This is a genomic window from Cytobacillus mangrovibacter (assembly GCF_042865275.1).
Lineage (GTDB): Bacteria > Bacillota > Bacilli > Bacillales > Cytobacillaceae > Cytobacillus > Cytobacillus mangrovibacter.
On record NZ_JBIACJ010000003.1, the window covers coordinates 186,897 to 213,170 of the forward strand.

At 39.0% G+C, this 26,274-nt stretch carries 23 protein-coding genes and 1 tRNA gene; 17 read left to right on the forward strand and 7 right to left on the reverse strand.

All coding sequences use genetic code 11. The features are described from left to right. Nucleotides 1-52 precede the first annotated feature (52 nt). From ACFYKT_RS07320 to ACFYKT_RS07330, 3 genes are all read left to right on the forward strand, one after another. Nucleotides 53-511, forward strand: coding sequence for an SRPBCC family protein (locus ACFYKT_RS07320; RefSeq protein WP_389217616.1), 459 nt, complete (start codon nt 53-55; stop codon nt 509-511). Nucleotides 512-661: 150 nt separating this feature from the next. Next, nucleotides 662-1,057 (forward strand): VOC family protein, encoded by a 396-nt coding sequence (locus tag ACFYKT_RS07325; protein ID WP_389217619.1) that lies wholly within the window; start codon nt 662-664, stop codon nt 1,055-1,057. A 393-nt stretch (nt 1,058-1,450) separates the two neighbouring features. Beyond that, nucleotides 1,451-2,158 carry a DNA alkylation repair protein gene (locus ACFYKT_RS07330; protein ID WP_389217622.1) on the forward strand — a complete coding sequence of 236 codons (708 nt, stop codon included), beginning with the start codon at nt 1,451-1,453 and terminating at the stop codon, nt 2,156-2,158. A 471-nt stretch (nt 2,159-2,629) separates the two neighbouring features. Here the strand turns inward: ACFYKT_RS07330 and ACFYKT_RS07335 are convergent, their stop codons facing one another. After that, nucleotides 2,630-3,391: an SDR family oxidoreductase gene (locus ACFYKT_RS07335; RefSeq protein WP_389217625.1), complete on the reverse strand. Its 762-nt coding sequence runs from the start codon at nt 3,389-3,391 to the stop codon at nt 2,630-2,632. Between the two features lie 157 nt (nt 3,392-3,548). Here ACFYKT_RS07335 and ACFYKT_RS07340 point away from each other — a divergent pair, with 157 nt between their 5' ends. The 4 genes from ACFYKT_RS07340 to ACFYKT_RS07355 all read left to right on the forward strand — a co-directional run bounded on the left by ACFYKT_RS07340 (nt 3,549) and on the right by ACFYKT_RS07355 (nt 8,291). After that, entirely contained in the window at nt 3,549-4,124 is a 576-nt protein-coding gene (locus ACFYKT_RS07340; RefSeq protein WP_389217628.1) for a TetR/AcrR family transcriptional regulator, read from the forward strand. Nucleotides 4,125-4,153: 29 nt separating this feature from the next. Beyond that, on the forward strand, nt 4,154-5,413 hold the full coding sequence (locus ACFYKT_RS07345; RefSeq protein ID WP_389217631.1) for a mechanosensitive ion channel family protein: 1,260 nt from the start codon (nt 4,154-4,156) through the stop codon (nt 5,411-5,413). A 364-nt stretch (nt 5,414-5,777) separates the two neighbouring features. Continuing rightward, nucleotides 5,778-6,941, forward strand: coding sequence for a DUF4317 domain-containing protein (locus ACFYKT_RS07350; RefSeq protein ID WP_389217633.1), 1,164 nt, complete (start codon nt 5,778-5,780; stop codon nt 6,939-6,941). 489 nt (nt 6,942-7,430) lie between these two features. Next, nucleotides 7,431-8,291, forward strand: coding sequence for a YitT family protein (locus ACFYKT_RS07355; protein ID WP_389218296.1), 861 nt, complete (start codon nt 7,431-7,433; stop codon nt 8,289-8,291). Between the two features lie 148 nt (nt 8,292-8,439). Here ACFYKT_RS07355 and ACFYKT_RS07360 read toward each other — a convergent pair whose 3' ends face one another. Beyond that, nucleotides 8,440-9,357 (reverse strand): DMT family transporter, encoded by a 918-nt coding sequence (locus tag ACFYKT_RS07360; protein WP_389217636.1) that lies wholly within the window; start codon nt 9,355-9,357, stop codon nt 8,440-8,442. 114 nt (nt 9,358-9,471) lie between these two features. Here ACFYKT_RS07360 and pdxR point away from each other — a divergent pair, with 114 nt between their 5' ends. Continuing rightward, nucleotides 9,472-10,860 carry a MocR-like pyridoxine biosynthesis transcription factor PdxR gene (gene pdxR, locus ACFYKT_RS07365; RefSeq protein WP_389217639.1) on the forward strand — a complete coding sequence of 463 codons (1,389 nt, stop codon included), beginning with the start codon at nt 9,472-9,474 and terminating at the stop codon, nt 10,858-10,860. A gap of 499 nt (nt 10,861-11,359) precedes the next feature. On the opposite strand, the gene ACFYKT_RS07370 is transcribed toward pdxR, so the two are convergent. The 3 genes from ACFYKT_RS07370 to ACFYKT_RS07380 form a co-directional block, all read right to left on the reverse strand. Next, nucleotides 11,360-13,585 carry a YcdB/YcdC domain-containing protein gene (locus ACFYKT_RS07370; RefSeq protein ID WP_389217641.1) on the reverse strand — a complete coding sequence of 742 codons (2,226 nt, stop codon included), beginning with the start codon at nt 13,583-13,585 and terminating at the stop codon, nt 11,360-11,362. A 218-nt stretch (nt 13,586-13,803) separates the two neighbouring features. Then, entirely contained in the window at nt 13,804-14,646 is an 843-nt protein-coding gene (locus ACFYKT_RS07375) for an aldo/keto reductase (protein ID WP_389218299.1), read from the reverse strand. After that, the gene (locus ACFYKT_RS07380; protein ID WP_389217644.1) at nt 14,643-15,881 is read right to left on the reverse strand and encodes an MFS transporter; all 1,239 of its coding nucleotides are present in this window, start codon (nt 15,879-15,881) and stop codon (nt 14,643-14,645) included. Before ACFYKT_RS07380 ends, ACFYKT_RS07375 begins: the two co-directional genes overlap by 4 nt. A 201-nt stretch (nt 15,882-16,082) precedes the next feature. On the opposite strand from ACFYKT_RS07380, the gene ACFYKT_RS07385 reads away from it, so the two are divergent. The 4 genes from ACFYKT_RS07385 to nagE all read left to right on the forward strand — a co-directional run bounded on the left by ACFYKT_RS07385 (nt 16,083) and on the right by nagE (nt 19,581). After that, entirely contained in the window at nt 16,083-16,454 is a 372-nt protein-coding gene (locus ACFYKT_RS07385) for a winged helix-turn-helix transcriptional regulator (RefSeq protein WP_389217647.1), read from the forward strand. A gap of 273 nt (nt 16,455-16,727) precedes the next feature. Then, on the forward strand, nt 16,728-17,210 hold the full coding sequence (locus ACFYKT_RS07390) for a PTS sugar transporter subunit IIA (RefSeq protein WP_389217649.1): 483 nt from the start codon (nt 16,728-16,730) through the stop codon (nt 17,208-17,210). 33 nt (nt 17,211-17,243) lie between these two features. Continuing rightward, nucleotides 17,244-18,071 carry a PRD domain-containing protein gene (locus ACFYKT_RS07395; RefSeq protein WP_389218302.1) on the forward strand — a complete coding sequence of 276 codons (828 nt, stop codon included), beginning with the start codon at nt 17,244-17,246 and terminating at the stop codon, nt 18,069-18,071. A gap of 61 nt (nt 18,072-18,132) precedes the next feature. After that, nucleotides 18,133-19,581: an N-acetylglucosamine-specific PTS transporter subunit IIBC gene (nagE, locus tag ACFYKT_RS07400; protein ID WP_389217652.1), complete on the forward strand. Its 1,449-nt coding sequence runs from the start codon at nt 18,133-18,135 to the stop codon at nt 19,579-19,581. A 201-nt stretch (nt 19,582-19,782) separates the two neighbouring features. Here the strand turns inward: nagE and ACFYKT_RS07405 are convergent, their stop codons facing one another. Beyond that, entirely contained in the window at nt 19,783-20,982 is a 1,200-nt protein-coding gene (locus ACFYKT_RS07405; protein ID WP_389217655.1) for an iron-containing alcohol dehydrogenase, read from the reverse strand. Between the two features lie 190 nt (nt 20,983-21,172). On the opposite strand from ACFYKT_RS07405, the gene ACFYKT_RS07410 reads away from it, so the two are divergent. Both ACFYKT_RS07410 and ACFYKT_RS07415 read left to right on the forward strand, forming a co-directional pair. Next, the gene (locus ACFYKT_RS07410) at nt 21,173-21,502 is read left to right on the forward strand and encodes a YnfA family protein (protein ID WP_389217658.1); all 330 of its coding nucleotides are present in this window, start codon (nt 21,173-21,175) and stop codon (nt 21,500-21,502) included. Nucleotides 21,503-21,688: 186 nt separating this feature from the next. Next, nucleotides 21,689-21,762 (forward strand) — tRNA-Gly (locus tag ACFYKT_RS07415). A gap of 212 nt (nt 21,763-21,974) precedes the next feature. Here the strand turns inward: ACFYKT_RS07415 and ACFYKT_RS07420 are convergent. Then, complete coding sequence (locus ACFYKT_RS07420; RefSeq protein ID WP_389217661.1) at nt 21,975-22,643, reverse strand: B3/B4 domain-containing protein; 669 nt, start codon at nt 22,641-22,643, stop codon at nt 21,975-21,977. 107 nt (nt 22,644-22,750) lie between these two features. Here ACFYKT_RS07420 and queG point away from each other — a divergent pair, with 107 nt between their 5' ends. The 3 genes from queG (at nt 22,751) to trmL (ending at nt 26,218) form a co-directional block, all read left to right on the forward strand. Then, nucleotides 22,751-23,887 carry a tRNA epoxyqueuosine(34) reductase QueG gene (queG, locus tag ACFYKT_RS07425; protein ID WP_389217663.1) on the forward strand — a complete coding sequence of 379 codons (1,137 nt, stop codon included), beginning with the start codon at nt 22,751-22,753 and terminating at the stop codon, nt 23,885-23,887. 916 nt (nt 23,888-24,803) lie between these two features. Continuing rightward, the gene (locus ACFYKT_RS07430; RefSeq protein WP_389217666.1) at nt 24,804-25,685 is read left to right on the forward strand and encodes an amidase domain-containing protein; all 882 of its coding nucleotides are present in this window, start codon (nt 24,804-24,806) and stop codon (nt 25,683-25,685) included. Nucleotides 25,686-25,744: 59 nt separating this feature from the next. Further along, complete coding sequence (trmL, locus tag ACFYKT_RS07435; protein WP_389217669.1) at nt 25,745-26,218, forward strand: tRNA (uridine(34)/cytosine(34)/5-carboxymethylaminomethyluridine(34)-2'-O)-methyltransferase TrmL; 474 nt, start codon at nt 25,745-25,747, stop codon at nt 26,216-26,218. The last annotated feature ends 56 nt before the right edge of the window (nt 26,219-26,274 follow it).

A 26,274-nucleotide genomic window follows, 5' to 3' on the forward strand; every position in this document is an offset into this window, starting at 1 on the left:
AAGGCAGTGTCAATGTATGATATAATTTAAAAAAACGTTTAATAAGGAGCGAATGTGCTTGAGTATTCATTTTGAGGTGAAAAGAACAACCCATGTCACTAAACAAGAGGCATATGCAGGATTGCTTGATCTTGATTCGGCTAACCAATGGATGCAAGGATTAGTGGGAATCGAGCGTTTAGACGAAGGGCCAATGCAGGTGGGATGTCAGTGGAGGGAGACGAGGAGGATGTTTGGAAAAGAGGCAACTGAACATTTCGAGGTTGTCGAACTCAAGGAACCAGAGAAAATTATGCTCCGTTGTGATGGAACGAAGGGAACAACAGGCAAAGGTGAGTTTGTATTTACATACATAGTTGCTTCATTAGATGATCAAACGGTGATTACTTTGGACGGAGAAATAAAGGGACTTACAGGTTTAACTAAATTTTTCGGAAAAATGATGGCAGGAACCTTTAAAAAAGCCTGTGCGAAAGATTTAGATTCGCTAATAAGCTATTTGGAGAAATGAGTAAATAGAAGCAGAAATTAGACAAAACAAACCAATATTGAATAAACTTTCATATTAAATGCAATAATGAAAAAGGTGTTCAGCTCGTGTAGGTTGAATATAAATAATAGATTTATCAGTAATTATTTCCGGGAAAAATAGGAGGATATCATGGGAAGATTAATTCATTTTGAAATTCATGTGGATGATATGGATCGGGCTAAGAATTTTTATGGTGAAGTATTTGGATGGACCTTTGAAGATTGGAGCGATTATGCAGGAGTGCCTTATTTCGGAGCAGTAACTGGCGATGCCAATGAGCTTGGAATTAATGGTGCATTGATGAAACGTCAAAGTGCATCCCCAGAACCTGGTCAAGCGATGAATGGTTACTCTTGTACAATGGGTGTAGAAGATTACGATTCTATTGAAGCGAAAATTCTTGAACTGGGCGGTAAGGTCGCTTTGCCAAAACATGCACTGCCTGGAATGGCCTGGCAGGGATACTATATTGATTCAGAAGGAAATGTCTTTGGAATTCATCAGCCAGACGAGAACGCTAAGTAGAATTTTTCTTTATAAGGCAGCAGCAATTAGCTAGCCACCCAAAGGCTTAAGTAACCAGGTGCTTTTCTTTCATATGAAAAGCACCTTTTTTAATTAGATTCTTTTCTAAAAGATTGTTATTTTTGAATAGGTTGTTTAATTCTATTAACAAAAAAAGTTGTTGATTGGAGCGGAAGGTGCGAGACTCCTGCGGGAAGTGTGGGACAGCTGAGACCCCACAGGTGCTTTAGCACCGAGGAGGCTCAGCGCCCACCCCGCGGAAAGCGAACACCTGGAGCGGAAATCAACCTTTACCAAAAATGTTAAATTAACAGCAATGTTGGAAAGGAATTAGAAACTCTATAAATTCAAATTGAATCTAAAAATTTTTATTTTATGAAAGGTTGAAGTTGTATGATGTATGAAGAAATTATGCAGAAACTTGAGGAGTTAGGTTCTGAGCAAACAAAACAGATTTATAATAATCATGGGGTGAAGGAGCCTTATTTTGGCGTGAAAATAGGGGATTTGAAGAAGCTGGTTAAGTTTGTAAAGAAGGATCATGAATTAGCTTTAAAATTATATGATTCGGGTAATCATGATGCGATGTATTTGGCAGGTCTTTCAGTTAACCCAAAGATCATCACTAAGGAGACTTTACAAGATTGGGTAAAGAAGGCGTACTGGTATATGGCTGCAGAATATACAGTTGCGCAAGTATCAGCTGAAAGTGAATATGCTCTCGAATTGGCGAGGGAATGGATGAAATCAGAGGAAGAAATGATAGCGGTTTGTGGCTGGAGCACATATGCCAACTATCTATCCATCACATCTGATGAAAAATTAAATATAGAAGAAATAAGAGCAATGTTGAATCAAGTGAAAAACACGATACATGAAGAGCGCAACCGGGTAAGATATGTGATGAACGGCTTTGTTATTTCTGTTGGCGCCTATGTGGCTGAATTAAAGGAGGAGGCAAAGCAAATCGCAGAATATATTGGCAAGGTTCACGTTGATGTCGGAAATACAGCATGTAAGGTCCCCGTCGCTGCCGATTATATTAAGAAAGTTGAAGAGAAGAATAGAGTAGGGATGAAGCGAAAGACTTGTATTTGCTGATAAGCTCCCCAATAATTTAAAAACAAAGAGGCTGTCCAAAAAAGGAAGGGTCTTGAACAATTACGTTAGCCAATGGTTCTTATTGGGTTTGGTTTATTCTGAAATTATCCATTTACGGTAGCCAATGAGCCTTATTGGGTTCGATTTATTCTAAAATTACTCGTTTACGGTAGCCAATGAGCCTTATTGGGTTCGATTTATTCTAAAATTACTCGTTTACGGTAGCCAATGAGCCATATTGGGTTCAGTTCATTCTGAAATTATCCGTTTACGGTAGCCAATGAGCCATATTGGGTTCAGTTTATTCTAAAATTACCCGTTTACAGTAGCCAATGAGTTCTATTTAGTTCAGTTTGAACGAAGCTGGCCTTTTGTTTGATTATGGGCATATGATTGCACTCTTAGCACTATTACTAAAAAAGGAGCTATCCAATAATCTAGATTTATTGGACAGCCCTTTCATAATTTATATTAGAATGCAGCAGTCCAGCCACCATCAGCTGTAATAACTGTGCCGTTTACAAAGCTTGATTCATCAGAAGCTAAGAATAGCGCTACTTGTGCGATTTCTTCAGGCTGTCCGATTCTAGGCATAACTCCCTGTACTGCTTTAGTCCGCTCCATGCCAAATTGATTAAAGTTTTGCATGGAAGAAGCAATATTTGTTGCTACACCGCCTGGGGCAATTGCATTACAGCGGATGCCTTTGTTAGCATACATATAACCGGTATTTTTTGTAAGACCAATGACTGCATGCTTGGATGCTCCATATGTTGCACCTGCATGAGCACCATTTAGTCCACCTGTTGAAGCAGTATTAATAATAACGCCACTTTCTTTTTCCAGGAAGAGTGGGATAGCTTTGCGCATCGCTCTCATAACGCCTTTTGTGTTAATATCAAAAATCAAATCCCAGCGCTCATCTAGAATATCACCAACTGGCTCAAATCCATCCATGATTCCCGCATTATTGACTAGAATATCTAATGTTCCGTATTCGCTAACAGCAGTGTCAATCATTGTGTCAATGTCAGCTTGCTTAGCGACATTCACCTGAACGGCCTTAGCGGTGCCGCCTTTTTCAGTAATCCCTTTAACGACTGCTTCAGCCCCCTCAAGATTAAGGTCAGCTACGATTACTTTTGCGCCTTCACTTGCGTATAATTCTACAATAGCTTTTCCCATCCCTGAAGCTGCACCTGTTACGATTGCGACTTTGTCTTTTAACTTCATCCCATATCCCTCCACTATTTTCAAAGAATAATATTGAACATGTGTACAATAAAAATTATACTAGAGAAGGAAAAGCGGTACAATCGGCAGAAAATTCGAGTAATGTTGAGTAATAGACACTTATTTCAATTAGTGTTCAGTACGAGGTGAAAAAAATTTGAAGCAGGATCTTCGAATTATTAAAACGAAAGATAGTTTACGCCATGCTTTACTGGCTATATTAAAACAGAAGCCATTGGAAACAATCACGATCGCCGAATTATGTAGGGAAGCTACCATTAATCGTGGAACGTTTTATTTACACTATAAAGAAGTTCATGAGGTATTTAAAGAGTACTTGGAGGTCATTGTTGAGGATTTAAAACAATCCTATGAAGAGCCTTATCATAAAACGAATTATCATATTCAGAATCTCGAGGCTGATATGATAAAAATATTTCATCATGTAAAAAAATATAAAAATTTTTATCAAATAATCTTTGATGAACGGATCCCGATGATGTACTATTATCTTCTGTTCGATACGATCCGTTCGGTTATGAAGGAATCAATAGAAGAACATCTCGAATTTGATCACAGCATTCAGCTTAATTATCTAATTAGCTATCAGACCAATGCCATCCTTGGAATTCTACTTGAATGGCATCGTCATGGATACGAAACATCGATTCAGGAGCTTAATCGACACCTATTAGCGATTTTGTCGATCAATAGCCCTGTCCGTAAAATGTGATTAATAACTTATGTATAATGGAGGATCATATGGAGTTTATTAGCGACTGGCTGTTAGAATATGAAATGAATCCTACGGTAGTTAAGTATCTTTCAACTATTATTATGATTTTTTTCATAGCGATTATCTGTATTATCGCGAATTTTATTACGAAAAAGATTGTTATTAGAATCATTTCTCATATTGTTAAAAAATCCAAATACCAGTGGGACAATATGCTTTTGGATCGAAAGGTTTTTCATAGGGTCTCACATATTGTCCCAGCGATCATTATTTATAATTTCTCCACTACCTTTGATTACTTTAAGTATTGGATAGAAAAAGGGGCAATCGCATATTTAATTATTGTTGGGCTAATGATTATTAATAGCTTACTAAACGCAATGATTGATATTTATCAAACATATGAAATATCTAAGACAAGGCCAATCAAAGGGTATGTACAAGTTGTGAAAATTATTGTAATCACACTTGGGATTATCATGATTATTGCGAATCTGATGGGGGAAAGTCCACTTATTCTATTAAGCGGAATTGGAGCGCTGTCAGCTGTGCTCATGTTGGTTTTTAAGGATTCGTTACTTGGACTAGTTGCCGGAATTCAGTTATCGTCCAATGATATGGTCCGGGTTGGTGACTGGATTCAAATGCCTAAGTATGGAGCAGATGGAGACGTGATTGATATCTCCTTAAATACCGTACAGGTGCAAAATTGGGATAAGACGATTACGATGATTCCAAGCTATGCCTTAATTTCCGATTCCTTTATTAATTGGAGAGGGATGCAAGCCTCTGGCGGTCGACGGATCAAGCGGTCTTTATTTATTGATACAAATAGTATTACCTTTTGTACCGAGGAGATGGTTGAGAGGTTTAAAAATATCCACCATCTAACGGACTATATGACCAAAAGAGAACAAGAAATTGATGAGTATAATACAAAGAACGAAATTAACCGCAGTAATCCTGTCAATGGAAGGGCTCTTACTAACATTGGTGTTTTTCGAGCGTATGTAGGTAATTACTTGCAAAAACATTCTGGCATCAATCAAGAAATGACTTTAATGGTCAGACAGCTGGCACCTACAGAGAACGGGCTGCCATTAGAAATATATGCCTTTTCAAATGATATTAGATGGGCCATATACGAATCCGTTCAAGCGGACATCTTCGACCATCTCTTTGCAGTCGCACCAGAGTTCGGTCTCCGCTTATTCCAGAACCCTTCTGGTAATGACTTGAGAACAGTAATGAATGAATCAAAAACAGAGATTGAGAGAGGGCATTAGTAGTTTCAAAATTAAAACACTCGTGAAGGTTGCTATCCCAATAGTTGCGAGTGTTTTTATACTTTCACCCAAAAAGACCGGTTGATTGGAGCGGAAGGTGGCGAGACTCCAGCGGGACGTGTGGGACAGGTGAGACCCCACAGACGCGCTAGCGTCGAGGAGGCTCACCGCCCACCCCGCGGAAAGCGAGCCACCTGGAGCGGAAATCAACTTTTACAAACTAAATGTTGATTAGCAATTAAGTTGCAAATACAACCTTCACAAAAATAAATAGCCATTCCTACTTGCTATGAAATTTGAAAAAATATCAAGTATTACTATTTAAGAGTCCGAACAGTATAATCAGGAATGGGAGATGAGACAAATGAATAAAAATGACATTGCAAACGTCCGAAAACAATTTAAACTAAACAATCGATTGATGAATATTCGAGAAATCTTTAATGTGTATATAAAAAAAGAATCAGGTGAGATTTACCATCAGGTCAGTCAGCCGTTTCAATTGCTGGAGCAGGAAGCACAAGAGTTGTTTTTAATGAACTTTAAAAAGGTTCTGACAGGAAATCTTGATGCGAAGCTGTTTGAATTGAAATTCAGACGTGATGTGGAAGACAGCACACAAATGATTCTATATGAAGGATTAAGTGCCGATTCGGAAGACTGGAAAGAAAACATGCTGAGTATCGTCGCAAAAATGTTTGCTCACGCTGTTTATGAATTCGATACAGTCGTTACTTTTATTCGGGGAGAATACCAAAAGGTAACTAAAAAGCGTGATCTGGATTCTGGAGAAGGTGGGGATGATGAGGTCTATTCCAATGAATTTATCCTCTGCAGTCTCAATAAAACCGATCAGCCTAAGAAAGCTTTGCTGTTTGATTATATCGAGAAAGAATTCAAATCAAATAACGCGGTGGATCCGATAATTAATTTAACTGCTCCGTTAACAGGCTTTATGTTTCCTGCCTTTAACGATAATGCGGCAGACGTGAATCATATTCTCTATTATGGCGGGAAAGTGAATCAGCCAGATACGATGTTTATCGAAGAAGTCCTCCATTGCGAAGATATTATCACTGCCATAGAAGAAAAGGACAGCTTTGAACAAATTGTAAAAATGGTCGCTGGGGACGAAGTCGATACGAATGTCATTTCTAATGTGTATGAGGAAATTGACAAGATGGTCCAGGAAAGTGTGGAAAATGAAGAAAGCGAACCTCCTACGCTGGATTCTCGAGACATTGAACGCATCTTAGAGGTAAGCGGTGTAGAGAATGTCGACACCGCCAAAGTAGAACATGCCTTCAAAAGTGTCGTCTACGATGTCAGTCATGAAATTAAAGCGAGCAGTGTGATTCCTAAATCAATTAAGATCAATACGAAGATTGCAGATGTATCTATTCATCCGAAGGACCTGAAAAGTGTAAAATATATTACCTATGAAGGAAAAAGATGCCTCTTACTAGAGGTGGAGGAAGATGTGGTCGTCGAAGGATTTCGACTGCCGAATATGTCTAATCATCAATAAAATAAAAAAGGAGATAGCCGTTCAGGAAATGGCTATCTCTTTTTCTTGTGTCAGTCTGATTTAAACAACAATTCTAGTAATAACGAGTGCTTTAAAATTTGCCAGACCAATACTAACTTGCAATGCTGCAAGCCGATGCTAATGAATGTTTTTACGAACCTAATTTTTCCTTTAATCGGTAAAAGAGGGATCTTACTTTAGTTTATGTGACCATATATCCCAATAAATGTAACAAACGGTCTCTATTAATCATTTATGAACCCAATTCTGCTAATAAATGTAACTTCCGGTCTCTATTAATCATATATGAACCTAATTCTGCTAATAAATGTAACTTCCAGTCACTATTAATCATCTATGAACCTATATGTTCCAATAAATGTAATATTCAATCCCTATAAGTTTTAAATATGTTTATTTTAATGATTTTTCACCTGATTATATGTTAAAATGCCAAGGTTGTGTTTTAAAGAAAGGGTAGGAGAAATGATGAATAAACAGACAACTCAGACGAAGTTACTGAAGGAATACTTTTTTATTGTGATTGGTTCTATCTTAGTGGGTTTATCCTATAATATATTTCTATTGCCTGCGAGGCTTGCGGCAGGTGGTGTTTCAGGTATTAGTACAATTCTTTTTGAACTATATCAATTTAATCCAGCTTTCGTTCAGTGGTTAATTAATATTCCGCTATTTTTCGCTGGTCTCATCCTTCTTGGGAAAGATTTTAGCATAAAGACATTAGTAGGGATCTTTTTTGTTCCGTTTACCATATGGGTAAGTGCCGATATTCCTTTTAAAATTGATAATCCGCTGCTATCTGCGATTTATGGAGGAATCCTTTTAGGAGTTGGTCTCGGAATTGTTTATCGTGGAAAAGGCTCTACAGGCGGCTTGGCAACAGTCGCACAAATTGTTAAAAAATATACAGGATTCTCGAGTGGCTATTCTCAGCTAATCGTTGATGGATTTGTAGTTGTCAGCTCTGCCTTTGTTTTTAATTTTGAGCTTGCTTTATATGCGATGATGGCTATTTATGTGACAAGTAAAGTGATTGATTTTGTTCAACTGCAAACCTCTCCGTCAAAGCTTGTTCTTATTATTACGGAGGAGGAGGAACATATCCAATCCATTATTAAAGATGAAATTGACAGGGGGCTAACAAAAGTCCGCTCCATAGGCGGTTTCTCTAATAAAGAAAAAACGATGATTCTATGCGTAGTTGAGCAGGAGGAAGCGATTTATTTAAAAAAGGTGCTCCAGGAGCAAGAACCTAGCTCGTTTGTTGTCTTTCTTAATGCCTCCGAAATTCTTGGACGAGGGTTTTCTTTGTCCAAAAGTAATGGGTAAATTCGAAAATAATTCTGCTCATAACCTTAAAATGACGGCTGTCATACGTTACTGCGTTGGCTACTCATTCGTCGCAAAGCCAGTATAACAGCACTGAAAAAAGCTGACACCCACTCATACGGTGTCAGCTTTAACTCTATTAAGATACTCATTCTCTCGCAACAGTTCCCAGTTCCTTCTCCGGTAAACTCAAAGCTATGACTGCTACGACAATTAGCGCCCCGCCAATCAACTGGAAGCCTCCAAATGATTCGTTTAGCCAAGTAATTGAAACGATTACTGCAACAAGTGGCTCGATGCTTGATAAAAGGCTCGTCTCCATGGCACTTAAGTATTTTAGACTCCCTATATAGAGAACAAATGAGAGTGTTCCGCTAAATATGGCCAGAAATAGCATAGTGGAGGTTTCGAATGTAAATGTTTTTGCAAGGGCCAAGAAGCTAAACTGCCGATTACATAAAAGCAAAGCAATTCCCGCAAGCAGCATCCCCCAGCCGACGATAAGTGGCGACCCCCACTTCTTTATTAATGAAGCAGGCTGAAGCGTATAAAAAGTGAATCCGATTGCGGTTAGTAATCCAAAGATAATGGCGACTTTTGTTAAAATAATATTCTCGATCGATCCATTGGTAATCAGAAAAAAGATTCCCGAAAGAGCTATAATGATTGACAGCATTTGAATAAATGTCGGCAGCTTCTTGTACTGGATGGCAACGTAAATCGTAATCAGTACAGGACCAAGAAATTGAAACAAGGTAGCAGTTACCGCATTGCTAATTCGAACGGTTTCAATAAAGGCATATTGAGCACCTAACATCCCAATGATTGCGAAAAGGATTAATTGGATCCATTGGCGTGGTTCCTTCCAAATGGAAAAAATGCTTTGTTTTCTAATGGATAAAACAGCTAATATCAAAATGCCTGCTAAGAGCAGTCTGATAATTAAGAAGTCAAGTGATGTAATGGTTGTTTGCTGAAAGAGCCATTGAATAATAGGACCGGAAATTCCCCATAATGTGGCCCCGCTAATAATCATTAATAATCCGAGACGGCGTGATTTGTTCATGATGCATACCTCCTAAATACACTTTTGCACAAGCGCTAAGCATAGAGGTATTATATATAATAACTGGTGCTACTTTAAGTATCAGATTTCAAAAGATTGAAGGGGTCAGTTTTGATGCTAGAGATCACACCAAAGCTTGATAATCAAAGCGGGAAGCCATTATATGTCCAGCTTTATGAATATATAAAAGAGGAAATCAAAGTGGGGAACATATCTCCTGATGCAAAGCTTCCATCCAAAAGAAGACTTGCCACGCATCTTTCATTAAGTCAGAACACAATAGAAGCCGCTTATGAACAGCTGATTGCAGAGGGGTACATCCAATCCATTCCTCGAAAGGGCTATTATGTATGTAAGCTGGACCAGGATTTAGTAGATAGCTTTAGCCAGCTGTCAGCAAATTTTATTAAGGAAAAACAATATCATGATACAGACTGCTTATATGATTTTTCACAAACGGGTGTGGATACCCGTTCCTTCCCATTTGGAATACTTCGTAAACTGACGAATGAACTATTGCGTTCAGAAAGTGACCAGTTGTTAAGGCTTGGCCATCCACAGGGAGACTATGATTTTCGCAAAGCCATAGCCAAATATCTCTATGAATCACGTGGTGCCAGCTGTTCGCCAAGCCAGATAATTATTGGGGCTGGCACACAATATTTAATTCGATTGCTGTTTCAGTTACTTCAAGGAGGAATATTTGCTGTTGAAGACCCTGGCTATCATCGCAGACATGTTGCTTTTGAAAAATGGGAGCGGGTGAAGATGATTCCATTAGATGAGGATGGGATGATTGTTTCACGTCTGGAGGAAAGTGGAGCCAATGCAGCGTTTGTTACGCCATCTCATCAATTTCCATGCGGAATGATCATGCCCATCTCAAGAAGGATGCAGCTATTGCATTGGGCTAATAAGAGTGAAGGTCGATACATCATTGAGGATGATTATGATAGTGAATTTCGCTATTCGGGTAAGCCCATCCCTGCTTTACAAGGCTTAGATACGAATGAAAAGGTTGTCTATATGGGAACCTTTTCAAAAGCATTCCTCCCTTCACTAAGGGTAAGCTATATGGTTCTACCTAAGCCACTTATTGACATATATCAGAATGAATATTTTTTCTATGCACAAACGGTTTCGCGAATGGATCAAGCTCTTTTAAGAAGATTTTTAGAAGAAGGGTATTGGGAGAAGCATATTAGCAAAATGAGGGTGACCTATCATAAAAAGAGGGATGTCCTTGTAACGGAAATCATGAAACAATTTCCTGAATCAGCAGAGATTATCGGCCAAGACTCCGGCCTGCATGTGTTAGTACGCGTAAATAACGGCATGACAGAGCAAGAACTAATCGAACAAGCAGGACACTATAAAAGTAAAGTTTATCCACTATCTGCCTATGGAATCCATGATAATAAGACAGTGTTACTAGGCTATGCGACATTAACTGAAGAAGAAATACAGGATGCAGTAACATTGCTTGCAGAGGCTTGGTTTTAAGCGATAGCCTAGCCTGTAGAGTTGAATGAAGGACATTATTCTTGTAAACTAGCCAAGCATTGTCCTTCATAGCTTTGATGAAGGCCATTTTCTGTGTAAACTAGCCAAGTTCTGTTCTTCATAGCCTTGATGAAGGCCATTATCCGTGTAAATTAATCAAGCATTGTCCTTCATAGCCTTGATGAAGGACATTGTTCTTGTAAATTAACCAAGTTTTGTCCTTCATAGTTTTGATAAAAGCTATTTCCGCAAAAATAATATTAAGATTACTCTCTTTTCTTTGTTTTGCTCTTGTTCAATAAAAAGGTACCTTGCTATGGAGGATGCTAGATAAAATCAAAAAGTTGCTCGATAATCAAAAAAGTGCTCGATAATCCAAACTTAAAACAAAGAATACTCTTAACTAATAAAATGTAATTAATCACTTCCATCCAAGTAGATAATCCAATAAAAATATCCGCCCATTGTAAACGGGCGGACAGCAACTGCATTCAAATTCTTAATAATTTAAGTGAATCCCTTTTTTATAGACTTCATGTGCTAAACGGGTAGTGGCTACTGCTAAATTAGCATAAGTTACTTCCTGCTTTGGATTGAATTTATTATTATTCGTTGTTAATAGCCCTAACGAGTGTGCTAATGCTACATAGCCAATGTTTTCTGTTTTAACATCTTTGGCATCTGCAAATTTAAGCTGATAAATGCCTTGATTTTTGGCTGCTTGTTCGAGGCCTAATAGGCGAATATACCAAACGGCTAACTCTTCTCTTGTAAGACGCTTGTCCAGATCAAAAGTTGCCTTTTCTTTATCAAGTACTTCTAGCGTAACGGCACGTTCAACCACTTGGTATAATGGATGATCAGGTTTTATATTATCAAATGATTGACTTGTATTGCTTTGCCCAGGGTAGTATTCGATATAGAATTGTGTGAGAGACTTCATGATGATTTCAAGGGCAGCGCCTTTTGTAATCTTCGAATCTGCATTAAATGTCTTCACGTCCCCAACATCGATAATCCCAGATTGAATAAGATGATTTAACTCTTTTTCTGCCCAAGGATGGGAGACTGCAGGACGATTTTTCTCAAAAGAATTGCTCCACTCGCCTGTGTTTGCATCTAAAGAGCTATATGGACTTTTATTGAATTTTGGTGTATAGACAAGATGATAGTGACTTTGCTTTTGGTCGAATCCTTCTTTTGTATAGCTAAGATCTAGGCTTAGGTTTTCAAAAAATGTAGCCTGTGCCTTTTCTTTTGAAATGACTTTTTCAGTTGAAGGCCATTTTTCAATAGCGGATTGATTCACATTCAAACCAAGTAAAGCGCCGTCAGTGGAAACACTAACTGAAAGTTGATCACCCATTACCGGAATATCATTTACTACTCTAGGGAAGGTAAAATGATAGACTCCTCTGTCTTCATCAAAATACGTTTCTCCGCTAGGCATCACGTAGTTGTGAAGATATGAGGGGGAGTATTGTTTCAAATACTTCACTGCTTGATTAAGAGCATCCTTACTTGATAGCACTTGACCTGTTTTTTGACTTTCCCCTTGGTCTCTAAGTACTTCATTCTTAAGGTCATGGTACTGAATAATTTCGCCCGTATGTTTATCTAGTTCCAGATTTGTTCCAGTTCCACCATTGCGATATTCATACATATAATGAATGCTAATGACTTCTTGGCCATTATAATTTTTTCGTTCATCGACGGATTCGATTCTTAGTTTAATCGCATCTGAATCAATTTTGAGTAATTGTTCAGCAAAAGCCTTCGCTTCTCCTAAAGAAAATTTCGTTTGCTTAGAACCAAGCGGTTGAGACACAACGCGCTCCAGTTTTCCTTTCTTAGGAATCTCAGGAGAAAATCCATTCATGGTCTGCCACTCACCTGAAAGTGCATGGATGCCGAATACATCACTTGTTGGTTGATAAACAAGCTTGACATGTCTGTCTCCTGTTCGATAATCAGTTTCTATACTGTACTGTAAATCAATCGAAAGATTCTCTTTCAGCTTCGAGATGATCTCATTCTTAGGTAAGACCTTTGCCACATCATCATAGGATGGCGAAGCATTGCTGCCAGTGTTACGGTAAAATTCACTGACTTCGCCATTTCCGAGTACTGTTACTTGAATTTGCTGATCTGAAATAGGTAATTTATTTTTTGTTCGAATGAAAGAAAAAGAATAGCGGATGGGTTCTGTAAGTATTTGATTATCTGGAAAGTAGTCAACGAGGTTCGTATCTAGCTGATATTCACTGCTTTCAGGAAACTTTTTGATGAATGCTTGTGCCACTTCTTTTGCTTTTTCTTTTGTCACTTTTGCTGGAAATAAAGCATCTGCTACATTGGCAGGCTGATAGTAAAAACGTTCAATCTCTAGTTGATCTCCAATGAAACCGATGTTTCCATATACCTGCTTCCCGCCTATGTTTTTCTGAAAGCTTAAGTCATAGCGGATTGTTTCATCATCAGGAAATTGATGACCTCTTCCCATATAAAAATCATTTTCAGTTAAATAGTTAAACTGGGGGAAAAGCGCTTTGAATTTCTTAATAAGCTCACCCTTTGTAACAATCTCTTCTGTCTGAGCGATTTGAATCTTTACATTAGAATGGTCTTCATTACCGAATGATGTGGCTCCTACACTAGGTGCAAGAATTCCAATGGATAGTCCAGTAGATAGTGTTAACATCCCGAATTTCTTTAACTTTTTCAAAATACCCCTCCTAATATTTAGCAACCCTACTAATTATACTCTATTTTTCCAGAATTGTGGGATAAATTCGAATAATATAAACCATCTTATATTAAGTCATAGAGTAATAGGATGTTTTAACTGAAGGAGCTTAAAAGTAAAAAAATTTTGGATTCATCTAGTAAAAAAAAAAGCAGGAAAATGCATTCCTGCTTTTTTTACACAGATAAAATAGCCATTTAAAAATCAAAGTTATCAGGATCTGGTCCCACTCGATGATTTTGATTGAGGGCATTGATTTGCTCCATGTCTTCTGTAGTTAGCTCAAAATCAAAGATGTTTGCATTTTCAACAATTCGATGCTCTTTCGTTGATTTTGGAATTGTAACAACGCCATTTTGTAAATCCCATCGTAAAATAATTTGCGCGATGGATTTGTTATATTTTGCAGCAATTTCTTGTAAAGCAGGATGATCCAATAATTGACCTTGCATTAAAGGCGACCAAGCTCCTAACTGAATGCCATGCTCTTGGCAGTAAGCTTGAACTTCCTTCTGGGTTAAACGCGGGTGGTATTCGACTTGATTGATCATCGGCATGATTTCTGCATCCTTCATTAATTCTTGCAGATGGTGGACTTGGAAGTTGCTCACGCCAATTGCTCTAATTTTTCCTGCTTTATAAAGCGTTTCTAATGCACGCCATGCCTCTTTATATTTTCCTTCGACTGGCCAGTGAACGAGATATAAATCCAAATACTCCAGCCCAAGCTTCTTTAAGCTAGTTTCATAGGCAGCAATGGTAGCTTCATAGCCTAAATCAGCGTTCCACACTTTAGATGTGACGAATAGATCCTCTCTTGCGATACCTGATTCTTGTATGCCTTCACGGATAGCCTGTCCGACACTTTCTTCATTATTATAAATGGCTGCTGTATCGATGCTACGGTAGCCATGTTTTATTGCGAACTTCACAGCATTTACGAGTTCTGGCCCTTCTTCTACCTTAAAGACACCAATTCCGAACCAAGGCATTTGTACCCCATTATGCAAAGTTGTTGTAGATTGTAAGTTTTTCATTATATTCTTAAACCTCCATTATTTTTTTCTAAAATTGAATTCCCAAAAGCAGTTTTTTTCTGATCACTCCCTTCAAGTCTGCGGCTCAAGCCTGTAAGCAGCACAGCTGCTAGCACCATCAATGCGCCAATCCAAGTGGTGTGAAGAAGGCCGATCGAGTCGGTAATGACACCGCCTAAGAAGGAGCCAATAGCAATTCCTGCATTAAAGGCAGCGATATTGATTGCAGAAGCCACATCAACGGCTGCTGGTACAAAGCGCTCTGCCAGCATGACAGCATATACTTGTAAGCCAGGGACATTCATAAAAGCAAGAAGCCCCATGAGGAAAATCGTGATTAATCCTGCTATTTTAAATGGTGCGGTAAACATCAAGACAAATAGAACAATGGCTTGAACGATAAACATGTAAAACAAGGCTTTAATTGGGTTTTGATTCGATAATTTTCCGCCTACCATGTTTCCAATCGCGATGGCAATCCCGTATACAAGCAGGATGATGGCGACAGTTCCTTCTTTAAATCCTGTAATTGTCTGCAGGATGGGGGATAAATAAGTAAAGACAACGAATGTTCCGCCATAACCTAAAGCGGTGATAGCAAAAACAAGCAGCAATCGTCCATTTGTTATTAATTTGAACTGATCACTTATGGTTGTACGATTTCCTTTTCGCAGATTCGACGGAACGAGGATGCTATTTGCGATAAGCGCAATAACTCCAACAGTAACAATCACGATGAAAGCCATTCGCCAGCCGAACTGCTGCCCGATGAATGTGCCAAATGGAACACCTGTTACAGTAGCAACTGTTAGTCCAGTAAACATAATGGATATGGCACTTGCGCGTCTGTTCTCAGGTACTAAATCAGCAGCAATCGTTGATCCGATCGACATGAACACCCCATGAGAAAAGGCGGAAATGACACGAGCCACTAGTAAAATCTCAATGGTTCCAGCAATCGCAGCAATCCCATTTCCGATAATAAAAATAATCATGATCCAGAGCAGCAATGATTTACGAGACATCCTTGAAGTAAGCGAGGTTAGGATTGGTGCACCAAATGTGACGCCTAATGCATATAAGGAAACCGTTAAACCGGCTGTTGTAACTGGAATTTGTAAATCCTTTGCGATTAAAGGTAGTAAACCGACACTAATGAATTCGGTCGTGCCAATCGCAAACGCGCTCACTGCTAAAGCAAGCAGCGCAAACGTACTTCTTTTTTTATCTACTGACATTTCTTTTCCTCCTAAAAGATTGTGGATTATTGAATCATCATTAAGTAAACTATATAAATGCATGAATACGATGAAGTTCAACCCGCAAATGCTATTATGGGGGACATAGATGTTTAAGAGAAGTACGCACTTTAAAGTGATATAGGCACTAATAGGTGATATAGGTACTTTTTAGTGCCTATGAATAGGGAGGTTATTAGGATGCAGAAAAAGAAATACAATATATCTGTCGAAGCCACATTAGAAGTGATTGGAGGAAAGTGGAAATGTGTAATCCTATGCCATCTCACACATGGCAAGAAACGAACAAGTGAATTAAAGCGCCTGATGCCAGATATTACACAAAAGATGCTGACCCAGCAATTGCGCGAATTAGAAGCAGATGGCGTCATCAATCGAATTGTTTATAACCAAATTCCGCCTAAGGTAGAGTATGAATTAAGTGAATATGGCTGGAGCTTGCAAGGGATTCTAGAATCTCTCTGTGATTGGGGAGAAAAGCATATTACCAAAGTATACGGAGACAAATTCGCCGTACTTGAAGAGAATATTTTGAATGAGCATTTAAAGTAATGCAATATATCAATTATTCCATTTAGATGGTTAGGAAATTCTCTCTTTTGTATTGCAGAGAAATAGGCATGAATCTAGGTTATTAAGTATATATTAGGATTAAATAATCCTTCTGGTAAGAAGTTTCATATAGGCACATGTGACTGATGCGATCAGGCATGGTGGTAAATACAAAAGGGCAATGTTCTCTTTTTAATTACCCCATGCCTTTTTTCATTATCGTAATGATAGGAGAGCGATGATAAATAGAGGACTATAAAGGAGTTTATAAAGATGCTATCAAAGTTTTTTAAGAAACGTAGATTACAAATATTTGCACCAGTGAATGGAGAAGTACTCCCACTTGAGCATGTACCTGATCCTGTTTTCAGCGAGAAAATGATGGGGGAAGGGATCGCGATTATGCCAGCGGAAGGAAGTATTCACTCCCCAATAGCAGGAACAGTTATCCTTGTGGCAGAAACGAAGCATGCGATCGGCATACGATCGCATGATGGAACGGAAATTCTTATTCACATTGGTCTGGAAACGGTTTCACTGAAGGGGAAGGGCTTTACTGTCCACGTTAAGATGGGGGATTCCGTGTCGGTGGGGCAGTTACTTATTGATGTCGATTGGGGGCATGTTCGCGATCATGCCAAAAGCACGATAACAGCCATTGCGATTACAAATAGTGGAGAAAGAGAGATACATTTTGAACAGGTAAAAGAAAGCATTATGGGTGAAACCATACTTATGACTGTTTTCCCCAAGTAAGATGCGATCTGAAATGAAAGGAGGGGATATCCAATTAAAATAAAAAAGATTCTCAATAATAATGCTGTGATTGTCCTTGATGATGGGCGAGAGAAAATCGCGACTGGTGCTGGGATTGCTTTTAACATGAAACGAAATGATAGGGTAATAGCTGAAAAAATAGAAAAGATCTTTGTTATGAGGGAGAATGCCAAGCTGGAACAATTACTAAGCCGCATTCCAGAAGAACATTTCACCATTTCAGAAGAAATTATTACGTATGCTGAAAATCAAATGAATACGAAATTAAATGAACATATTCATCTTGTGCTTACCGATCATCTTTCTTTTGCCATTGAACGAGCAAAGGAAGGCATTTATTTAAGTAACAAGCTTTTGCATGAAATTAAAATCCTATATCAGCGAGAATTTGAAATGGGTCTTTGGGCGATAAAGCATATTAAGGAAAGATGCCAAGTAGAGATGCCTATAGATGAGGCAGCTTTCATCGCACTTCATCTGCATACAATGAAGCCGAAAGGGGGTGATTTACATCAAACGGTTCGGCAAACAGAGATGATCTGGGATATGGTTCAATCAATAAAAAGCCACTTCATGCTCACTATTGAAGAGGATGATATTTCCTATCAACGTCTAATTAGGCATCTGCGATTTACTTTAACAAGATTGAGTCATTATGAGCTTCATAGGATGGATGAGGAAATGTCAGTGATGATTCAAAGGAAGTTCCCTCTTGCTTACAGATGTGCAAGGGAAATGGCGAAGAATTTAGAAAGGCAGCATGGAATTGAGCTGCCTGAACAAGAGTTAGGGTATATTGCACTCCATATTGAACGTTTAAGAAAGAATGAAAGACTATAAAAAATAAGGATCATTCTATATTCTTTCATTTTATTAAAGATGAATAGGAGTTGAATATCTGATGATGAAATATTTACAAAAGCTCGGACGCTCTTTAATGCTGCCGGTAGCTGTATTGCCAGCAGCTGCGATCTTAATGGGGATTGGGTACTGGCTTGATCACGACGGCTGGGGGTCAGGGAATGTCATAGCAGCCTTCCTAATTAAAGCTGGGGCTTCGATTATTGACCATATTCCAATCCTGTTTGCAGTCGGTGTAGCACTGGGAATGTCTAAAGAAAAAGATGGGTCTTCTGCATTGAGTGGCTTAGTCGCCTTCTTAGTCGTAACGACGATGTTATCGACAGATACAGTTGCTTTATTGCAAGGGGTGGATGTAGAAAACGTAAACGCAGCTTTTGTAAAAATTGATAATGCATTCATAGGTATTCTTTCTGGTCTTATTGCAGCATGGATGTACAATCGCTTTAGTCATGTGAAACTGCCAGACTTTTTGGCTTTCTTTAGTGGGAAGCGGCTTGTGCCGATGATGTCTGCTCTAATGATGTTAATCGTTTCGGTTCCATTATTTTTTGTTTGGCCAATCGTTTTTGGCGGATTAGTCTCCTTTGGTGAAGGGATTAGTAGTTTAGGAGCTGCTGGGGCAGGGTTATACGGATTCTTTAATCGCCTGCTGATTCCAACAGGCTTGCATCATGCCTTAAATAATGTATTTTGGTTTGATACGATTGGGATTAACGATATCGGGAATTTCTGGGCAAGTTCTGGGGTCAAGGGAGTTACGGGCATGTACCAGGCCGGGTTCTTTCCAATTATGATGTTTGGCTTACCAGCCGCAGGCCTTGCCATGTATCATACGGCAAAAACAAAAAGAAAAAAGCAGGCTGCCTCATTAATGCTAGCAGCTGGATTTGCTTCCTTTTTTACAGGAGTAACAGAACCGCTTGAATTTGCATTCATGTTCTTAGCACCAGCACTTTATGTTGTACATGCGGCTTTAACAGGTCTTTCTTTATTTATCGCCGCTACATTCCAATGGACAGCCGGCTTCGGATTTAGTGCCGGATTTATTGACTTTTTCTTAAGTCTCCGCATACCAATTGCCAATATGCCTCTTATGCTTGTTGTTCAAGGATTAGGATTTGCTGTTATTTACTATTTCTTATTCCGCTTTCTAATTGTGAAATTTAATTTGAAAACACCTGGCAGAGAAGATGAGACAGACGAAGCGAATGAAGATACGACTACAGCTTCTAATGATCAATTTGCTGACTTAGCATCAAAAATTTATGACGGTCTCGGAGGAAATGCTAATATTGTCGCAGTTGATTATTGTGCCACTCGTTTGCGCGTGGAAGTGAATCATATGGATCAAGTGGATCAAAAGGCCATCAAAGCTACAGGTGTACCTGGAATTCATATTGTGGGGCCGGAAAGCATTCAAATCATCATTGGCACGAATGTTCAGTTTGTTGCAGATGAAGTGGAAAAAATACGCAAAAATAGATAAGTAGTTTCCTATTTTCAAGTGTATTGATCAGGAAAAAGCTGTTTAACAAGGGGAATCCTGTTAAACAGCCTTTTTTTATTTAAAAGATACGAATTGTTAAATCATATTGTGCACGAAACAGCCATTGGTGTACCCGCTCATTAAGTTATTCATTCGAGTAAAACCTATTCGTGTGTACACCAATGGCTCTCAATCAATAATCTATTCTTTAATCAACTGATATAGTGAATGAAGATCCTCTTTGGATAAAATTCTGGGTACAGGGTAAAGGGGATTGGCTTCATTAAAAGCACGTTCTACCATCAATGGAATATCGCTTTCCATGATGCCATTCACTTTATTAGGAATCCCCATGCTAGTATTAAGCCCCTTTATTGCCTCAATAAACATTCCGGCCTTTTGCTCATTTGTATCAACGGATGTGCCTATTCCGACTAAATCAGCTAATTCAGCTAAAGGAGCATGTACGGATTTGCCATAATACTCTAAGACATAAGGCAAAATGATCGCATTAGCCAGCCCATGCGGAAAGGAGTAAAAGCCGCCAAGAGTATGAGCGATCGCATGTACATACCCAACATAGGCTCGAGTAAATGCGATGCCTGCAAGATAAGCTGCTTTTTGCATATTTGTTCGTGCGGAGATGTTGGCACCATTGGAATAGGCTTCATATATGTTATCGAATATCAGCTTTACCGCCTTTTGGCTAAATTCTTTTGTCTCTTCTGTATTGCTTCTGCCGATGTATGCCTCAATCGCATGGGTCAATGCATCCATACCTGTTGTTGAAGTAATAGGTGGAGGGAGCTGAACGGTGAGTAATGGATCAAGAACGGCATAATGTGGAATGAGCGACATATCATTAACGGCATATTTTTCATGTGTTTGGCTGTTGGATACAACTGCAACAACCGTAGCTTCACTTCCCGTACCAGCGGTTGTTGGAACAGCAAATAAAGTTGGGATAGGCTTCCTGATTTTTAATTGGCCTTTCATTTGGGAGATACTTTTTTTCGGTCTTGCTATGCGTGCACCGACACCTTTTGCACAGTCCATAGGAGATCCGCCGCCAAAGGCAATAATCCCATTGCAATTATGAGCTTTGTATAATTCTAATGCTTCTTCAATGTTTTCAATAGTAGGGTTTGGAACTGTCTTATCATACACAACATAATCTAACCCTTCATCCCCCAAGGCTTTTAGGAGTCCGTCCATCAGTCCAAGTGAGGAAATTCCTTGATCTGTTACAATTAAAACACGATGGATGCCTGCCGTCTTTATAAGCTTCGGCAGCTGGCTTAAGCTATTCTCTCCCTCGATTAATTCTGGTTTGCGCCAAGGCAAAAAGTTTGAAGCGATTCGATAAGTGCCTTGATATAGTCTGCAATACAGCTTAAACATCGCTTACCCCCATTCTTTGCTCATAGTTTCTTAGTGCGTAAAAGATTAAATTTTCAGTCTACTAATTATATCATTTGGCTGTTGTTTTAGAATATAAGTTTTTAGGTTCTAAGAAGATAGTATAAATTTATTTCTTAGTATAAAATTTGATTAGAAAAGAATTTTTATCCATTTATACTAGGACGTGATGATGATACTTTACGCAATTATTTTGTTTATTCTAGCTGGACTTGCTGAAATTGGAGGAGGCTATCTTATTTGGTTATGGTTAAGAGAAGGGAAGCCATTGTATTGGGGGATTTCTGGAGGAATCGCGTTAGCTTTATATGGTGTGATCGCTACCTTCCAAACGTTTCCATCTTTCGGTAGAGTCTATGCAGCCTATGGCGGTATTTTTATTGTGCTTTCAGTTTTATGGGGATGGGGGATCGATAAAAAAACACCTGATATGTATGATTGGATTGGTGCGGGAATCTGTTTAATAGGTGTTTCTGTCATGTTATTAGCCCCGCGTCAATAGTGGGAAAGATCAATACTGGTGGCAGGCCGTATCCTAAGTTTGTCACCTGAATAACAAGCATCAACTTTTTTCGACAAATTTCTCAAAAAGCCCTTGACGCTAATAGAGAACGGGAGTAATATATAGAAGTTGATTCATTGAAAAAAGGTTCTAACAGGGAAACCTGTTTTATTTTTTTTATATCATGCGGGTGTAGTTTAGTGGTAAAACCACAGCCTTCCAAGCTGTTGTCGAGGGTTCGATTCCCTTCACCCGCTCCATACATATCACAACGCAGTGTTTCGTTTCGAGAAGAACGAGGTGTTGCGTTTTTCCATTTTTAAAGATAAGAAAGTGTAACTTTAGAGTTAGAGAATTGTCTAGCTTCAGGCGCCATCGGTTCGAGATCATAAGCCAATCCGTCACAGTACAACCTTTATGCCGGCTCGTCTTATGCCTGTTACCGATAAGCGGACGCCTTGCGCTTTTCTAATTAGCACCCTATTATTTCAAATTCACTTTCGCCCCCATGAACCTGCACAAACATATTCATCAAAGATTCGATCATTTGCTTCGCTTCATCTATTGGCATGGAGTGGCGCAAATAAACAATTTGAACAGCATTCTTTGTTGATTCGGTTACACAAGTTCTTTCAGAATCGACAAATGGGCTGCCAAAAGGCCCTTCGTCATCCACGCTTACCATCAAGTGATGCAAAGAATTAGATCTGCCATTCAGACCGATATATTCCTCTCCATCATCCCCAAGTCTAATGACAACCTCTCCCTTAAGCTTATCTGTATCATAGATTCCAATGGGAATTTCATATTGCAATGAAAAGAAGTTATTAAGATCAATCGAGCTATTAACAGGCTGAAGATAATTTTGCTTTTTCACTCTTCGATAAAGGGCTTCAGCAGAATGACGATAACGATTAGGATCTTTCCCACAAGCTTTAAAGATTTGTCTCCATTCTTTAATTCCCTCTAAGTCAGTTACATTCTTCTCCTCTAGATCAAAAAAGAGAGATTCCTGGAACATTTGCAGACGCCCCTTAACCATTTGCGGGGATGCGCCTACTTGTATATTATGATAATGAATCACGCCGATTTGAAAGTTTGGCAAAAGGGAACAAAGCTCTAAAGAATTACGAATTTCCAACGTTTCCACCTCCAAAATTACTTAAAAATAGTTTATCATAATAGACGATGTTTTTTTAATTTAATCCCTTCATTTATATATACCAACAATGAGAGGAGGGGGAAAGCATGGATTTTACTCAATTAAAAAAGGATCTTATTGAATATAGTCAAACCATTGGAATTGATAAAATTGGCTTTACAACAGCAAACACCTTTGATGAATTGAAGAATCGGCTTATTCGCCAACAGGAGCTTCAATATCAATCAGGCTTTGAAGAAAAGGATATAGAAAAAAGGGTAAACCCAGCCCTCCTAATGGACGAGCCTCGTTCGATTATCGCGATTGCACTTGCCTATCCTTCAAAAATGAATGAAAGAGTCACTAGTAAAAAAGGAGAACGAAGGGGAATTTTTAGTCGTGCCTCCTGGGGTGAGGATTATCATCTGATTCTACGAGATCGGCTCAAAAAGCTAGAAGAATATATTTTAGAAAAAGTGCCAGAAGCAAGGTGCAAGTCCATGGTTGATACAGGTGAACTATCTGATCGGGCGGTTGCCGAGCGTGCTGGCATTGGCTGGAGCGGGAAAAATTGTTCCATCATCACGCCAGAGTTTGGCTCCTATGTATATTTAGGGGAAATGATTACGTCTATTCCTTTTGAACCAGATCAGCCAATCGAAGACCAATGTGGCACGTGTAATAAGTGCTTGGAGGCATGCCCAACTGGAGCACTTGTTCAAGGTGGACAGATTAATGCACAGAAATGTGTTGCTTTTCTTACACAGACAAAGGGTTTTATTGAGGAGCAATACCGTGAGAAAATTGGCAATCGCGTATATGGCTGTGATTCCTGTCAGACAGCCTGTCCGGCAAACAAAGGGAAGAACTTCCACTTCCATGAAGAAATGGAACCTGATCCGGAAATCGTCAAGCCGCTTCTCAAACCAATTCTCCAACTAAGCAATCGTGAGTTCAAAGAGAAGTTTGGCTCCCTTGCTGGGTCGTGGAGGGGAAAAAAACCTATTCAGCGCAATGCCATCATTGCCTTAGCCCATTTTAAAGATGAAACAGCTGTGGAAGAATTAATTGAAGTGATGACAACGGATCCCCGTTCCGTTATGCGCGGAACCGCAGCATGGGCCCTTGGCAAAATTGGCGGTGAAACAGCCCAGCTTGCCTTAGAAAAAGCACAGGAAAAAGAAACGGATGAAGAAGTATTAATAGAAATTTCTCGAGGATTACGTTTTTTTACAGAATCATAATGAAATGATGAGGTGGGTCCTAAAAGGACTAACAGGTTAGAAAATTTCAATGGGAACTCCATTTAGCATTAGTATTAAATTAGCACTTTAAAAAGCAATGGAATTAGTTTTTCAAGGGTTCACTTTAGAGGTGCATGACCTTGTTTTGGCTTAGCAAATGTCATGGAATTTGAACAAAATAACATAGAAAAGAGTGCTTTATTGAACAAAAATGGCACTCTTTTTTCCTTAGGCTGTTAACTTGAATTTTGTTCTTATTGGATTAGTTTTTGAGGACGGTTTTCCCGATTTTAAGGTGGGTTTTGGTCAAGAACGGTGATTGGTGAAGGTGTTTCTACGATTCCTTCAATTCGGTAACCAAGCATCCCTATTGACGACCGAACTCATTGGATTTTCTTCATTACAGTGGCCAAGCCCCCCTATTGGCGACTGAACTCATTGGTTTTTCTTCATTACAGTAGCCAAGCACCCCTATTAGCGACTGAACTCATTGGTTTTTCTTCATTACAGTAGCCAATCACTCCTATTGGCGACCGAACTCACCGAGTTTCCTTCATTACAGTAGCCAAGCATCTCCTATTGGAGCCGGTCTTAGTAAATAGAAGTTGCATTTAATTTTCTTCCTTAAAACCGCACCCGTTATCAACAGATCTTCCTCATTTTTTTCTGCTCTATTCCATAAGATGGTTGTTTTTAAACAAGTTGTGTAAATGAATACTGTTAACAAAATAGGTTGTTGATTGGAGTGGAAGGATTCGAGACGTGAGCGCCGAGGAGGCTCAGCGCCCACTCCGTGGAAAGCGAGTACCCTGGAGCGGAAATCAACCTGCACCAACAATGTTTGCAAAAACCGCCTTTTTATGATGTGAAATTCAATCATCCTTCATATGTATAAATATGAAAGGAGTGTTGAAAAGTGAGAGAACAGCTGCAAACCCATATAGAAAAAATGGTTCAGCAATGCGTTTCCCATACAAGAAGCACTGCTCAATCATTTAATAAAATGGAGATAAAAAAAGAAGGGCTGCAAAGGCGCTCAGGTGAGATTATTAAAGCACAGGCCACTGGTAAGATCCTTTCACTTGGAGAAGAAAAGGATGATGTGCGTTCAGTTAAATATAATGTCCACCTTAAATATTTAATCAAACAAAAAGGGCATTTTTATATGGAAGAAGAAATAGAAACAAGAATGGCTGAATTCTATAAAGGGATATTAGTTGAAGATAAAGAAGTCAATGTCTATGAGGATTCTGCTGGAAATTTTGAAGAGGAAGCAGTAAAGGAAGAAGAATCTTTGGAAAGAATCTCTTACCAATATAATCGATTAAAAGCGGTTCAATATGCAGAAAGATGGTGGAACAGCAATAATCCTGCTTATCAATCATTTGAGGTGGATTGTACGAATTATATTTCGCAATGCTTACATGCTGGCGGAGCCCCACCAAGAGGGTATCCGAACCGCGCACAAGGCTGGTGGATGAGAAGTAATAATTGGAGTTACAGCTGGACAGTGGCAAACTCGATGAGATGGTATTTGCCGGGGTCTAAAGTTGGATTAAGGGCAAGAGAGGTTTCAAGCCCGGATAAATTATTACTAGGTGATGTCATCTGCTATGATTTTCAAGGGGACGGCCGTTTTGACCATACGACGATTGTAACTGGAAAGGATGCAATGGGAATGCCGCTAGTTAATGCGCATACAACAAATAGTCGGATGCGTTATTGGGCATATGAGGATTCTACAGCATACACTCCGAATATGAAGTATAAGTTTTTTACGATCGTAGCAGATGAATGATTCCCGAAAAAAACAGTGGTATAATAACAGATAGAGAATAATTTCTAGAGGTGAAAAACGTGGCATTGCATGTAGTTTTATATCAACCAGAGATACCGGCAAATACCGGAAATATTGCTCGTACTTGTGCGGCAACAGACACTGTTCTGCATTTAATTCGTCCGCTTGGCTTTTCCACTGATGATAAAATGCTAAAAAGAGCAGGCTTGGATTATTGGCAATTCGTAACTATTATCTATTATGATTCATTTGATGAATTTTACGAAAAGAATGCTGGCGGCGAGTTTTTCTATTTAACGAAGTTTGGGGTTAAGCCACATTCTTCCTTTAATTACAGTGATAAAGAGAAAGACTATTTCTTTATTTTTGGCAAAGAAACAACCGGATTGCCGAAAGATGTAATTGAGTCAAATAAAGACCGTGCACTGCGAATTCCGATGAATAATAATGTCCGCTCCTTGAATCTTTCTAATACGGCAGCGATTCTTATTTATGAAGCACTGCGTCAGCAAGATTTCTCACACTTGAAATAATGGAAAAGACCTGGATATTCATTCAGGTCTTTTTTGCAAAATAAAAAATCAGTGAA

What these genes read in the sequence shown, in the direction of transcription:
- ACFYKT_RS07405 (WP_389217655.1), bottom strand. Translation starts at nt 20,982, where the DNA reads ATGTTTAAGCTGTATTGCAGACTATATCAAGGCACTTATCGAATCGCT.
- ACFYKT_RS07390 (WP_389217649.1), top strand. Translation starts at nt 16,728, where the DNA reads ATGCTATCAAAGTTTTTTAAGAAACGTAGATTACAAATATTTGCACCA.
- ACFYKT_RS07335 (WP_389217625.1), bottom strand. Translation starts at nt 3,391, where the DNA reads ATGAAGTTAAAAGACAAAGTCGCAATCGTAACAGGTGCAGCTTCAGGG.
- ACFYKT_RS07410 (WP_389217658.1), top strand. Translation starts at nt 21,173, where the DNA reads ATGATACTTTACGCAATTATTTTGTTTATTCTAGCTGGACTTGCTGAA.
- ACFYKT_RS07385 (WP_389217647.1), top strand. Translation starts at nt 16,083, where the DNA reads ATGCAGAAAAAGAAATACAATATATCTGTCGAAGCCACATTAGAAGTG.
- ACFYKT_RS07380 (WP_389217644.1), bottom strand. Translation starts at nt 15,881, where the DNA reads ATGTCAGTAGATAAAAAAAGAAGTACGTTTGCGCTGCTTGCTTTAGCA.
- ACFYKT_RS07350 (WP_389217633.1), top strand. Translation starts at nt 5,778, where the DNA reads ATGAATAAAAATGACATTGCAAACGTCCGAAAACAATTTAAACTAAAC.
- ACFYKT_RS07355 (WP_389218296.1), top strand. Translation starts at nt 7,431, where the DNA reads ATGAATAAACAGACAACTCAGACGAAGTTACTGAAGGAATACTTTTTT.
- nagE (WP_389217652.1), top strand. Translation starts at nt 18,133, where the DNA reads ATGATGAAATATTTACAAAAGCTCGGACGCTCTTTAATGCTGCCGGTA.
- ACFYKT_RS07360 (WP_389217636.1), bottom strand. Translation starts at nt 9,357, where the DNA reads ATGAACAAATCACGCCGTCTCGGATTATTAATGATTATTAGCGGGGCC.
- ACFYKT_RS07320 (WP_389217616.1), top strand. Translation starts at nt 53, where the DNA reads ATGTGCTTGAGTATTCATTTTGAGGTGAAAAGAACAACCCATGTCACT.
- pdxR (WP_389217639.1), top strand. Translation starts at nt 9,472, where the DNA reads ATGCTAGAGATCACACCAAAGCTTGATAATCAAAGCGGGAAGCCATTA.
- ACFYKT_RS07325 (WP_389217619.1), top strand. Translation starts at nt 662, where the DNA reads ATGGGAAGATTAATTCATTTTGAAATTCATGTGGATGATATGGATCGG.
- ACFYKT_RS07330 (WP_389217622.1), top strand. Translation starts at nt 1,451, where the DNA reads ATGATGTATGAAGAAATTATGCAGAAACTTGAGGAGTTAGGTTCTGAG.
- queG (WP_389217663.1), top strand. Translation starts at nt 22,751, where the DNA reads ATGGATTTTACTCAATTAAAAAAGGATCTTATTGAATATAGTCAAACC.
- ACFYKT_RS07345 (WP_389217631.1), top strand. Translation starts at nt 4,154, where the DNA reads ATGGAGTTTATTAGCGACTGGCTGTTAGAATATGAAATGAATCCTACG.